Consider the following 12,853-nt stretch of genomic DNA (forward strand, 5'->3'; position numbering starts at 1 on the left):
CCACTCTAGGCTCGGCAAACGGTCATGACCAGATGGTCACCTGCAGAGTGTTGCTAGCAAAGGCGCAGAATCCACAGCCAGCGCACGGCCCTTTAAAATACCGAGTCGTTCCACCACCGGCGCTCGGGCGTCCCAGCGCGTGAGCCGTTGCTATCTAGTTTGATGCCCAGCACCTGGTGCAGTTCCACCACGTCGTGTTCGAAGCCCCACTGCGACCCAGCCATGTACATCCCCCACAGCTTGGCGGTGTTTTCGCCGGCGAGCGCGACTGCTTCGTCCCAGTTGTCTTTGAGGTTGAGGCACCAGTCGCGGAGCGTGCGCGCGTAATCGAGACGGATGTTCTCTTCGTGGAACACCTCGAACCCGTTGTCCTGCATCATCTTGATAATCGTGCCGGAACCGGTCAGTTCCCCGTCGGGGAAGATGTAGCGGTTCATAAACGCGCCTTTGTCCGTCTTGTGGTTGTCCGGGTACGTGATGCAGTGGTTCACCATGACACCGCCCGGGCGCAGCTTGTCCGAAAGGAACTGGAAATAGCTGGCGTAGTTGCCCACACCGATGTGCTCGAGCAGGCCGATGGACGAGATGGCGTCGAAGTCGGTTTCTGAAACGTCGCGGTAATCCAGAAAGCGCACCTCCGCGAGGTCTTCGAGACCCTCCTCCTTGATCTTCGACTGCGCCCACTCGGCCTGCTCTTTGGACAGGGTGACGCCGAGCGAATGGACACCCTGGCGCGCAGCGTAGCGCACCATAGATCCCCAGCCACAGCCCACGTCGAGGTGCCTGTCGCCAGGCTTCAGGCGCAGCTTTTCAAACACGAGCCGGAACTTGTTCTCCTGCGCCTCGTCCAGGCTCGCGTCCGGGGTGGGGTAGTAAGCACAGGTGTACGCCATTGAATCGCCGAGGAACAGCTCGTAAAAGTCGTTGCCCACGTCGTAGTGCGAGGAAATCACCTCAGCGTCGCGCTGCTTGGAATGCACGGCCAGGCCTTGGCGCACGCGCCTCTCCAGCCAGCTCGCCTGCTCCGCCTCGGGGATTGGCTGGATCTGGATCGCACCCATAGATCGCAGGGAGCGCATGATGCGTACCAATGCGCCCGCGTCCGGCTTCTGAAACGAGTCGTACAGTGTTCGCAGATTATCGAAAACCCCGTAGGGGTACGCCAAGTGCTCGCCCTCGACTACAAGGCCCCCGGTCACCCACGCACGCGCAAGCCCCACGTCGCCGGGCGCGGTCACAATATAAGACAACCCCTCCGGGCTGGTCACGCGGACCGTGTGCTCGGCGTCCTCGGGGCCGGTTGCCGTGCCGTCGAAGGCGACCCACCGGAACGGATTGTTGGAGGGAAACAGCGTGTCGACGATGTCGGCCACCGTCATCGGTTCAAAACTAAGCATTCTCCACCGCCTTTTCGTAGAGGCCCGGGAATCTGCCGTCCGGGTCGTAGGTGCGTTTCATCTGCTGGGGAAGCTCGCCGCCGTATAACGCTGCGAACTGCTCGCGAGAGTAGAACGCCTCCGAGTACAGCGACTTATGCCCGCCAAGATCGGAGACTTTCGCCTCAATGACCTTGTTGAAGGCACCGGGTTCCTGCGCGGGCGAGACGTGGTCAGCGGGCACGCCGGACCAGAACCCGACGTTGACCCACGTCGTGCCCGGCTTCAAGGGGTAGAGAGGCCACGGCTCGGCCGCGTCGATACCCGCTCCGGCCAGCTCCTCAACGCCGCTGCGCAGCCGGATGGGGCACAGCCACACCGGCTGAATCGAGCTCGCGTCAAAGAACCAGTCTAGGAACTCGGCGAGCCGGCCGTCGGTGACCTCGATGTCTTGCACCACGCGCTCGGTGCGGGCAAGCCCCTTTGGCTTCTTCAAGAAGCGGTACTCCAAGTCGTACTTTTTATCCAAGCCGACCAACTTCCAGTAGAAGGAGCTGCGGCGCAGCTCGCGTGGCCACAGTTTGCGCGCGGTGGGGTGCTGTGCTCCGAGTGCGCGCGAGCACCAGAACCAATCGGTGTCCCAGCGCCAGATGTAATCGCGGATGGTCAGGTAGTCGTGCTTCGTCCCGTGTGGGTGCTGGATCGATCGGTAGTAAATCTGCTGCCGCGTGTAATCAGACACCCCAGGCGCCGACTCGGCGCGAAACGCGAGCACGAGGTACTGCTCGTCCTTGCTAAACGCCACGCCGTCGAGGCCGTAGATCGCCCGGCCGTCCCACTCGCCGCTTTCGGCAGCGCGGGCCAACGCGGCTTCGTAGTCGCGCAGGTCCGAAAACCGCACGTGGTTAAGTTCGATGAACTCGGGCACGGCTTCCAGCTCGATGGTCAGACGCACGGCGTAGCCGAGCGATCCGTACGAGTTCGGGAACGCACGGAATAGCTCCACATTCTCGGTGCGCGAACAGGTGACGATTTCGCCGGTACCGATCAGCACATCCATCTCGATGACGGATTCGTGCGGTAGCCCGTTGCGAAACGATGTCGATTCGACCCCCATGCCGCTCACGGCACCGCCCAGGGTAATCGTCTTCAACTGCGGCACCACCAGTGGCGCGAGCCCGAAGGGCAACGTTGCGTCGACAAGATCCTCGTAGGTGCACATGCCCTGCACATCAGCGGTTTTCGCCACCGGGTCAACCGCAATCACCCCGCCGAGCCCGCTGACGTCAAGCCCCGCGCCGCCGCTTTTCCGTTTGCGAAACAGGTTGGAGGTCTTCTTCTTCAGCCGCACTCTGCCTGTTTCAGGAAAAGAAGCTTGTAGCTTGTCGACGCCCCGCTGATGCCCCTCCCAGCCCACACACGCAATCGGCTCCCAGTCAACGCTACGTTCAGTTATCGGTGGCAGCTTCATTCCCCGCAGCATAGTTCCGTCTCTCAGCATCCGCTAGGCGAATTCCTAGCATGTACCCGCGGCCCGCGTAGACCCAGGCGTACACCACCCAGCCGATCGCGGTGATGAGCGCGAAGGAGATGGTGCGGTACAACACGGTTGCGGCGGTTGCGTCGATAAGCGTCATGCCCCCGGCCACGAGCATGCCCGCAAGGACCGGCTCCACTGTGCCCACGCCGCCCGGGGTGATCTGCGCGGCGCCGGCGAGTTTGGTCATGATGAACGCGATTGCCACGCCCATGATCGTGATCTCGTTGAGCCCAGCGGTGAAGCCGGGGGCGCTGCCGAGGACGGCCCAGACGGCGAAGACCATGGTGCAGACGTCGAAAAGCTGGTTGAGCAGCGACAACACCGCTGCCGTCACGAACTGGCCGCCTGTCATGCGGATCTCCGCGACCTGATCGATCACCCGCTCCACCCGCTCGCGCACCTTCTGCGGCACGAATCCGACCCAGCGCTTGAGCACTTCGGGGTGGCGCGTGGCCCAGAACAGCCCGCCGATTGCCGCCACTGCGAGCAGGAGCGTCACGCTTAACGACGTCAGCGACAAGTCAGCCCCCATGAGCACCACCGCGGCCACTCCGATGACCACCATCCACACGGTGGATAACGCGCCGGAGATGACGAAAAACCACCCGCACAGGCCGACGGACGCGCCCCATGAGCGGTGCACGCGGTAGGTCAGCCACGCCGAGATGGCGGGGCCGCCGGGCACGGTGGTGGACCATGCGTTGGAGGCGAGCGTGATTGCGTTGGTGCGGGCGGGGTCGGTGATGCGGCCTTCGATGTTGAGGAGGATCTGCATCACCCCGGCCATCGCCGCGATGGCGAGCGAAGCCGTGATCACGCCAGCGACCACCGGCCACGGCTGCGCCCTGCCGAGCACCTTCCACGCCTTGCCGAGGAACGGCAGCTCGTCGCGGAAGACCAAGAGCAGCAGGGCAAGCAGGACGACGGGCGCGAGCCAGCGCAGCCACTGCTGCCAGCGGGGCTGCATCGGCGGTGCGTCAGCGGTATTAACGCTCAAGCTCGGGCTTCTTCAGTTGCTCGAGGGCCTCGCGCCGGCGGCGCTGCTCCAGCTCGCGCATGAGCTGGTCGAACGGCACCAGGGAGGAGTCCTCGTCGACGCTCACGCCGGAGCGGTAGGGCTGGGTGTCCACGACCATCTCGCCGATGGCCACCTCGTCTGCCGGGCGGGTGCCTCCGCCCGCGGCAGCGCCGGCACCCGCCATCGCCGGGGCAGCTTGGCCATCGGCCACCCCGCCCGCAACTGCCCGACCAGCGAACTTCCCGCCGTCGCCGCTCTCGCCGAGCGCGGCCGCGGCGCGCTTGACCCAGCGGGGGGCCCACCAGTTGTCCTCGCGCAGCAAGTGCATCACGGCGGGGACGAGGAGGAGGCGGATGATGGTCGCGTCCAAAGCCAGGGAGAAGATCATGCCGTAGGCGATGTACTTCATCATGACGATGTCGCTCATTGCGAAGGCGGCCGCGACCACGATCATGATCGCGGCGGCTGCGGTGATAATGCCGCCGGTGTGCGCGGTGCCGTCCTTGATCGCCTTGTCGGTCGATGCGCCACGGTTGCGGGCCTCCACCATGCGGGAGACCAGGAACACCTCGTAGTCGGTGGACAGGCCGTAGAGGATCGCAATGATCAGGACCAAAACGGGCGACATCAGCGGGCCCGGGGTGAAGTTGAGGAACCCGGAGCCCACGCCGCCCACGAACACGGCGGTGAGGAAGCCCAGCGTTGCGCCAATGCCGAGGATGTTCATGATCACGGCCTTCGCCGGCAGGATCAGTGAGCCGAACACCAGCGCCATCAGCAGGAATGTGGCCAGCACCATGTAGAGCGCCATCCACGGCAGCCGTTCGAGGAGGGCCTCGATGGACTCGACTTCCATGGCGGGGGTGCCTGAAACGTACGTCGATACGCTCTCGGGCACCTCGATGGCGCGGAGTTGCTCGACGACGTCCTTGCCGTTGTTGCGGTCCGCAAGCGGCGCGGAGAGCACGGTCGTGCCGTCCTCGGTGGGGTGCACCGGCGCGAGCGGGGCGGCGAGCCCGGTGACGCCGCGGGTCTGCATCACGATGTTCACCAGGTCCTCGTTGCTCGCGCCCGTGACCACGTACTTGATGGGGTCGGTGCGGAACGCCGGGAATTCCTCGTTGAACGCGTCCTGCGCCTGGCGGGTCTCCTGGCTCGGCGGCAGGTACGTCTCGTTGATGCCGCCGAAGGTGATGCCCACCATCGGCACGGTGATGAGCAGCAGCAGTGCGCTCACACCGACGGCGACACTCTTCGCGCGACGCATCGCCCACGCGGGGATGCGGTACCACACGGTGTCCTCGAGGCGCCGTCCGCTTCGCGACGTCCGCCTCACCGACCACTTATCAATATTTGTGCCCAGCATGCCGAACAGCGCCGGCAGCATGGTGACGGAGATGATCGCGGCGAGCCCCACCGCGCTGATCGCGCCGTAAGCCACCGACTTGAGGAAGGCCTGCGGGAACATGAGCAGGCCGGACAGCGCCACGCCCACCATGAGCGCGGAGAAGAACACCGTCTTGCCGGCGGTGGTGGTGGTGACGGCGACAGCCTCAGCGACAACCTCCGGTTCGTCGCTGTGGTGAGAGGAACCGAGGCGGTCCAGCTCCTCGCGGAAGCGCGACACCATGAACAGGCCGTAATCGATAGCCAGGCCCAGGCCCAGCAGCGTGATGATGGACTGGGAGAAGATGTTCACCTGCTGGTACTGCGCAAGGATGGCGAGCAGCGACAGCGAGCCGACGATGGAGAGGATGCCCACGATCAAAGGCATCGCCGCCGCGACCACGCCGCCGAAGACGAACAGCAGGATGATGGCCACGAAGACGAGGCCGATGCGCTCGGCGCGCGCGATGTCGTCGGCCATGCCCTTGTCCAGCGCGTCGGCGACTGCGGTGGCGCCGGCGATCTGCACCGTCGCGTCCCCCGGCAGCTCGATCGCGTCGAGGGCGGGCTTGATGGTGCGGAAGTCCTTGAGCGTCTGCTCGCCGTCGCCCGCCAGGCCGATCGCCGCGAATGCCGCGGTGCCGTCGGCGTTCACCTGCTGCTGGTTCGGGTTGGCGAAGTAACTGCGTATCGACGCCACCTCCCCCGGGAACTGCTCCCGCAGCCCGTTGATCTGCTCGTTCGCAGCGTGGAACACCGCCGGGTCATTCACCCCGCCCGGCGCGGTGACGTACACAATCACGTCGCCGGAGTTGTCGCGCCCGAACTCCTCCTGCTCGATCACCGCAGCGGTGGTCGAATCCGCGCGCGGATCCTCCCACCCCTCCTGCGAGAGGCGCTCGCCCAACTTTGAGCCGAAGAACACCTGCATGAGGATGATCAGCAGCACCACCACAATGGGGATGATCTTGCGGTGGCGGTAGGCAACGTGGCCCCACCTGTAGAACACAGCGCGCCTCCTACTGCTCGCGGGTGTTGGTCAGCAGCGAGATCAGCGGGCGGAACGGCTGCAGCCAGGCGCCGCCCTCCGGCAGCGCATCCAGGTTGACGCGCGGCAGCGGCTCGCGGAACACGCCCGGGATGTCCTCGAGATCGATGAAACGCACGTCAGGCGAGTTCACGGCCCACGACGCGTGCTCGTGGAACCCGATCACCGTCACCGGGATGCCGTCGGCCGCCAGCGCCTCGATCGGCTCCAGGAAGTTCTGGCCGTCCGCCGAGGCCACAACCACGCCCCGGAGCACGCCTTCCGCTTGCCGACGCTCGATATGCGCCAGCATGTCCTTATCCACGTCCGAATCTTCGTCGCTCTTCGGCTTGGCGAAGACCGCGAAGCCCACGTTGCGCAGGGCCTCAACCCATGGACGCACCGAATCCGCACCTTGCGGGGAGACGTTCGTGAACACGGTCGCTTCGGGCTCGACGCGCTGCCCGGAGGCGTCGGCAAGCGCCTGCGCCTCGCCGATCAGCCAGCGGCCGATCGCGTCGAAGCGGGGGCGGTGCGCCGATGTCGGGCGCCCGCCGAGAATGGCGCCGAGGCCCATGTCCAGGTTCGGGGCATCCCACACCAGCAGGTAGCTGGCGGGGCCGGGGGTCGCGCCGGGCGTGTACGGGTGGGTCAGTTCGTGCAGGTCCATGCTCCTAGCCCTTCTTCCGCCACAGGTATTCGCGGATCACGTGGTCCTTCTCCAGGCCCTTGCCCTCGAACTTAGTAATCACCTGGCGGTCCGTGAGCAGGGGTGCCTCCTCCCACGGCCAGCCCATGTACTCCAGCTGCGGCTCAACCTCCACCAGCTCGTCGATCCACTCGGCGTAATCGGCATGGTCCGTGGCCACGTGCAGCACGCCGCCGGGTTTGAGGCGGGTGGCGATGAGGTTCAGCGTGCCGGACTGGATGATGCGGCGCTTGTGGTGGCGAGCCTTCGGCCACGGGTCCGGGAAGAAGATGCGCACGCCGTCGAGCGATTCCTCCCCGAACATGCGGGCCAGCACCTCGACGCCGTCGCCGCGCACCATGCGGATGTTCTCGATCTCCCCGCGCACCACCGAGCCGAGCAGCTTCGCTAGGCCCGGCTTGTACAGCTCCACGGCCACGATGTTCGTCTCCGCCTCCAGCGGAGCCATCGCGGCGGTCGACGTGCCGGTGCCGGAGCCGATCTCCAGGATGGTCGGATGGCCCTCGCGTCCGAACCATGCGGGGATGTCTATCGTTTCGTCGGCAAGCGTGCGCCCCAAGCGGGGCCAGTGCTCCTCGAACAGCGCTTCCTGGTTGTCCGTGAGCGTGCCGCGGCGGAACGTCACCGACCCCAGACGCGGGTAATCCAGGCCGGTGTCGAAGTCCGTCTGCATGGGGCGGCCGTGCGGGAGCTCGCCCGCACCGTGGCGTTGCGTAGTATTCATCGCCTCAATTGTCCATATGACATGCGCAAAAACAACTTCCCACGCCCGCAAACCCAGCTGGGAGAAGCTTGGGGCTCCCCACTTTTTAACTGGGCTTTTCCAAGTTCACCACGGGTGCGAGCGGGTTTCGTTAAGCTGGGAGTGATACCGCGTAAAGGAGAGACAAGGAGAGACCATGACCACTGCAGTCAAGCGCCTGGAGGGTCCCCAGCCGACCGAGAACGAGGAACTGATCGCCTGGATCAACGAGGCAGTCGATCTTTTCAACCCGGATCGTGTCGTGTTCGCCGACGGCTCCGATGAGGAGTGGGACCGCCTCGCCGCCGAACTGGTGGAGAAGGGCACCCTGATCAAGCTCAACGAGGAGAAGCGCCCGAACTCCTACCTCGCGCGCTCCAACCCGTCCGACGTCGCTCGCGTGGAGTCCCGCACCTTTATCTCCACCGAGAAGCAGGTCGGCGCCGGCCCGACCAACAACTGGATGAAGCCGGAAGCGCTCAAGGAAGAGATGCGCGAGCACTTCAACGGCTCCATGAAGGGCCGCACCATGTACGTGGTGCCGTTCTGCATGGGCCCGATCTCGGACCCGGACCCGAAGCTCGGTGTCCAGCTCACCGACTCCGAGTACGTCGTCATGTCCATGCGCATCATGACCCGCATGCGCACCGAGGCGCTGGACAAGATCCAGGGCGACAACTTCGTGCCGTGCCTCCACTCCGTCGGCCACCCGCTTGAGGAGGGCGAAGAGGACGTCGCCTGGCCGTGCAACGACACCAAGTACATCTCCCACTTCCCGGAGACCAAGGAGATCTGGTCCTTCGGCTCCGGCTACGGCGGCAACGCCATCCTGGCGAAGAAGTGCTACGCCCTGCGCATCGCTTCCGTCATGGCGAAGGAAGAGGGCTGGATGGCTGAGCACATGCTCATCCTCAAGCTGACCAACCCGGAGGGCAAGGTCTACCACATGGCCGCCGCCTTCCCGTCCGCCTGCGGCAAGACCAACCTCGCCATGCTCACCCCGACGCTGGAGGGCTGGAGCGCCGAGGTTGTCGGCGACGATATTGCGTGGCTCAAGCTTCGCGACGACGGACTCTACGCCGTCAACCCGGAGAACGGCTTCTTCGGCGTCGCGCCGGGCACCAACTACGAGTCCAACCCGATCGCCATGCGCACCATGGAGCCGGGCAACACCCTCTTCACGAACGTCGCGCTTACCGACGACGGCGATGTCTGGTGGGAAGGCATCGACGGCGAGAAGCCGGAGCACCTCATCGACTGGCGAGGCAAGGACTGGACGCCTGAGGACGACCGCAAGGCAGCCCACCCGAACTCCCGCTACTGCGTCTCCATCTCCCAGTGCCCGACCGCGGCGCCGGAGTACGACGACTACAAGGGCGTGAAGATCGACGCCATCCTCTTCGGCGGCCGCCGCCCGGACACCGTGCCGCTGGTCACCGAGGCGTACGACTGGGAGCACGGCACCATGATCGGTGCGATGCTCTCCTCCGGCCAGACCGCCGCCTCCGCCGAGGCCAAGGTGGGCACCCTGCGCCACGATCCGATGGCGATGCTGCCGTTCATCGGCTACAACGTCGGCGACTACTTCCAGCACTGGATCGACATGGGCGAGGCCGGCGGCGACCGCATGCCGAAGGTTTACCTGGTCAACTGGTTCCGCCGCGGCGACGACGGCCGCTTCCTGTGGCCGGGCTTCGGCGACAACTCCCGCGTGTTGAAGTGGATCACTGAGCGCATCGAGGGCAAGGTTGGCGCACTCGAAACCGTGGTCGGCCACACCGCCCGCGCCGAGGACATCGACCTCACCGGCCTGGACGTGCCGCTCGAGGACGTCCGCGAGGCACTGCACCCGGACCCGGAGGGTTGGAAGTCCGACCTCGCCGAGTCCCGCGAGTACCTCGAGGAGCTGGGTGCCCGCGTGCCGCACGAGATCTTCGACGAGCTCGACCAGCTCGGCGAGCGCATCAAGATTGCCAACCGCGCCTCCCAGAAGATGGCCGAGGCCATCGCCGAGGCCGTGTCCAAGGCAATCGCAGAGGCCAACGCCACCGGCGACGCCAAGGCCGCCATGGCCAAGGCCGAGCGCGAGGCCGAGGCAGCCGTCAAGGGCAAGTAGGTCTTGTTGGGCGGCCGATTGGTCGACTTGTAGGTGGCCCCCGGGCGAGTGTTGCGCACTCGCTTCGGGGGTTTTCCCTTGCCTGGAGGCCCGCGAGCCGTCCCCGGGCCCGCCCCTCCTCCAGGATCTTGTCAGCGAATGTAGTGACCTGGGGATTTGCGGGCGTTATGAAAGATTCTGTCGACAAATGTGGAATGGCCGCCCCGACTACTCCTTGACCATCACCAGGACGAGGTTGGACACGAGGAACTCGCGCAGCACGGGCACCCGCACCAGCCACCAGGCCCACCAGGGGTGGTAGCGGGGAAACGCGCAGGCCAACCGGGTGCCAAGGCCACCGCCACCCGCACCACCGCCCGTACCACCGACCCCCTCCGCCCACCGCAAACCCTCTCCAGCGGAAACAGCGAACAGCGATTCGCTCCAGACGTTCTTGGGCGGGTACCCGTGGACGCGTTCGTAGCGTCGGCGAGCGAAATCGCCGCCCACGTAGTGTTCCCACACCCCGGTTTCGTGGCCGCCGAAAGGCCCCAACCACACGGTGTAGCTGATCACCGCGAGGCCGCCGGGGCGGACAACGCGCAGCATCTCTTCGCCCATCGCCCGCCAATCGGGGATGTGCTCGGCCACGTTGGAGGAAAACACCAGGTCAAAAGAACCGTCCGCGAACGGCAGCGCGACGGCGTCGCCGCGCACTGCCCCGTACCCGGAAATTCCCGCCGCGGACATCTCGGACACGCTCGGCTCCATGCCCACGTACCAGCCTTCCGGAAACATGCGGGCGAACTCGTCGGCGAAGTAGCCCGGCCCGCCGCCCACATCGAGGACGGAAGCCTGGCGGAGGCCGGTGCCGGTGAGGTCGTGGGAACAGGCGTCGAGAAGCGAAAAAGTGTCCCGCGCGAGGCCGGAGTAGAAGATGCGCGGGCGGAACTGCTCGTAGGTGAATGAGCGGAGGAGCCGCAGCGAGCGTCGGAGCGTGGCGAGGCGGCGGGTGCGGTGCATGCGCGCGATGCTAGCAGCGAGGCCGCGGTGCTACGGTTGGGCTGCGATGAAGATCTTGCTGTTGTGCTGGCGCGATTCGACGCACCCGCAGGGTGGGGGCTCGGAACGCTACCTGGAGCGGGTGGGGGAGTACCTGGCCGCGCAGGGGCACGACGTGGTGTACCGCACGGCGAAGCCAACGGACGCGCCGCGGCGCTCCACGCGCGGCGGGATCCGCTACGAGCGCGCCGGCGGCAAGTACGGCGTGTATCTCCTCGCGCCGCTGGCGATCTGGCGGCACCGCCCCGACGTGATCGTGGATACGCAAAACGGCATCCCGTTCTTCGCGCGCCTGTTCACGCGCCGCCCGGTGGTGCTGCTCACGCACCACTGCCACCGCGAACAATGGCCGGTGGCGGGCCCGCTGATCGGCCGCCTCGGCTGGTTCCTCGAATCGCGCGTCGCCCCGCGCGTGTACCGCGGCGCGCCGTATGTGACGGTGTCGGAGGCGTCGCGGCGCGACCTGGTGCGTCTCGGGGTGCGCGAGGCGGACATCACCATCGTCCCGAACGGCGTCGACCCGGTCCCACCTGCGCCTGTGCTTGCCGACGACGGCCTCACCCACCTCATCACCCTCTCCCGCCTGGTGCCGCACAAGCGCCTCGAGCTGGCGGTCGACGCGGTCGCTGAGCTCGACGGCTGCGTCCTCGACGTGGTCGGGTCCGGCTGGTGGGAGGACAAGCTGCGCGCGTACGTCGCCGAGCGCGGCGTGGCGGATCGGGTGGTGTTCCACGGCCACGTCGCCGAGGACCACAAGCACGCCCTGCTCGCGCGGGCCGCGGTGCACCTCATGCCGTCGCGCAAGGAAGGCTGGGGCATTGCCGTGATCGAAGCGGCGCAGCACGGCGTGCCGACGGTCGCCTTCAGCGACGCCGGCGGCGTCAACGAATCCATCCGCGACTTTGAAACCGGGCGGCTCGTCGCCGCTGGTGAGGACTTCACGGGTGTCGTCGCCGAACTGGTCCGGGAGTTGTCGGCCGAGCCTGGCGGGGGCTGGGCCTTGTCTATGCCCGCCTCGCCGATGCCCGCCGCCGCACGCGAATGGGCGGCCACGTTCTCCTGGGAGGAAACCGGCCGCCGTTTCGCCGACGTGCTCGCGCGGGCGGCCGGGTCTCGGGCGGCTGGGTCTCGGGTCGCCGAGTCGCGCTAGATCAGCTGCGTCGACCAGTTAATCTGCTGGATCTTCGTGTCCAGCTGGCGGTATTCGCGCGAGGCCTTGTCCGCCATGTCGCGCAGTTGCGCCACGTCGACGGTGGGGACGAAGCGCACCTCGGAACGCGAGTAGCGGTCGTGCCGCACGGTCGCCGACTGCGCCACGTCCGTGTAAATCCGGCGGGCTTGCAGGAGGGCATCGCGCCTGGCAATGGCGTCGGTAAGCGTCGCCCCCTCAAACGGCGTCTGCGCGTTGGTGTGGTTGATGCGGCGCACCAGCGTCTCAATCTCCTGCAGCAGCTCGGCGACCTCAGAAAGCAGCGCAGCCGGATCCTCGGCGGGCGCGTCGCCCTCCTGGATCAGCGCGCTCTCCGCCAAGCGCAACTTGAGCGCGTTCAGCCGGTCCTGCGCCTCCGCACGGCGCGCGAGTGCTTCTGCGAGCAGCATGGTTGCCTCCTTGAAAAGTTTGTCCCCGTTCCCAACCCTCGCCCGCACATGCTTGCCGACGCCTCCCCCCAACGCCGCGGTAGTAATCAATGCGAAGTGCGGACCCCTTGTGAGGGTCTGTGCCCATGTGCTCCGTGCAGGCCGCGAATCTGTGCGGTGAGCGGAGTCGAACCACTCGGCCCTTTGCGGCCACAGGGCGCCATGAGACCTGCCATAGCCCGGGCAGATGCGGGGTTCCTGGCGTTCGCTGAGGTGGCGGTGGCGCGCAATGCGAGCTACCGACAGATGAAGTTGTGTAA

The 12,853-nt window shown here is 66.3% G+C and carries 10 protein-coding genes; 2 read left to right on the top strand and 8 right to left on the bottom strand.

Annotation, left to right across the window (positions count from 1 at the left end):
* Positions 1-92 precede the first annotated feature (92 nt).
* Genes M5J20_RS05055 through trmB form a run of 6 tightly spaced genes read right to left on the bottom strand, consistent with a single transcriptional unit; the run spans position 93 to position 7,780 of the window.
* The gene (locus M5J20_RS05055; protein WP_253577131.1) at positions 93-1,397 is read right to left on the bottom strand and encodes an SAM-dependent methyltransferase; all 1,305 of its coding nucleotides are present in this window, start codon (positions 1,395-1,397) and stop codon (positions 93-95) included.
* Entirely contained in the window at positions 1,390-2,847 is a 1,458-nt protein-coding gene (locus tag M5J20_RS05060) for an FAD-binding oxidoreductase (RefSeq protein WP_253577133.1), read from the bottom strand. Before M5J20_RS05060 ends, M5J20_RS05055 begins: the two co-directional genes overlap by 8 nt.
* Positions 2,825-3,913: a lysylphosphatidylglycerol synthase transmembrane domain-containing protein gene (locus M5J20_RS05065; RefSeq protein ID WP_253577135.1), complete on the bottom strand. Its 1,089-nt coding sequence runs from the start codon at positions 3,911-3,913 to the stop codon at positions 2,825-2,827. The genes M5J20_RS05060 and M5J20_RS05065 overlap by 23 nt, the downstream gene beginning before the upstream one ends.
* On the bottom strand, positions 3,903-6,329 hold the full coding sequence (locus M5J20_RS05070; RefSeq protein ID WP_253577138.1) for an MMPL family transporter: 2,427 nt from the start codon (positions 6,327-6,329) through the stop codon (positions 3,903-3,905). The genes M5J20_RS05065 and M5J20_RS05070 overlap by 11 nt, the downstream gene beginning before the upstream one ends.
* A gap of 10 nt (positions 6,330-6,339) precedes the next feature.
* A complete protein-coding gene (locus M5J20_RS05075; protein WP_253577141.1) occupies positions 6,340-7,017 on the bottom strand; it encodes an NYN domain-containing protein in 678 nt (225 codons plus the stop codon).
* A 4-nt stretch (positions 7,018-7,021) separates the two neighbouring features.
* Positions 7,022-7,780, bottom strand: coding sequence for a tRNA (guanosine(46)-N7)-methyltransferase TrmB (gene trmB, locus M5J20_RS05080; RefSeq protein ID WP_253577146.1), 759 nt, complete (start codon positions 7,778-7,780; stop codon positions 7,022-7,024).
* 175 nt (positions 7,781-7,955) lie between these two features.
* On the opposite strand from trmB, the gene M5J20_RS05085 reads away from it, so the two are divergent.
* Positions 7,956-9,914: a phosphoenolpyruvate carboxykinase (GTP) gene (locus M5J20_RS05085; protein ID WP_253577149.1), complete on the top strand. Its 1,959-nt coding sequence runs from the start codon at positions 7,956-7,958 to the stop codon at positions 9,912-9,914.
* A 207-nt stretch (positions 9,915-10,121) separates the two neighbouring features.
* Here M5J20_RS05085 and M5J20_RS05090 read toward each other — a convergent pair whose 3' ends face one another.
* On the bottom strand, positions 10,122-10,916 hold the full coding sequence (locus M5J20_RS05090) for a class I SAM-dependent methyltransferase (protein ID WP_253577152.1): 795 nt from the start codon (positions 10,914-10,916) through the stop codon (positions 10,122-10,124).
* Positions 10,917-10,962: 46 nt separating this feature from the next.
* On the opposite strand from M5J20_RS05090, the gene M5J20_RS05095 reads away from it, so the two are divergent.
* On the top strand, positions 10,963-12,105 hold the full coding sequence (locus tag M5J20_RS05095) for a glycosyltransferase family 4 protein (protein WP_253577154.1): 1,143 nt from the start codon (positions 10,963-10,965) through the stop codon (positions 12,103-12,105).
* Here the strand turns inward: M5J20_RS05095 and M5J20_RS05100 are convergent.
* Positions 12,102-12,554: a DIP1984 family protein gene (locus tag M5J20_RS05100; protein ID WP_253577159.1), complete on the bottom strand. Its 453-nt coding sequence runs from the start codon at positions 12,552-12,554 to the stop codon at positions 12,102-12,104. The genes M5J20_RS05095 and M5J20_RS05100 overlap by 4 nt on opposite strands.
* Between the last annotated feature and the right edge of the window lie 299 nt (positions 12,555-12,853).

Origin of the sequence: Corynebacterium stercoris (assembly GCF_024160105.1) — a bacterium.
Lineage (GTDB): Bacteria > Actinomycetota > Actinomycetes > Mycobacteriales > Mycobacteriaceae > Corynebacterium > Corynebacterium stercoris.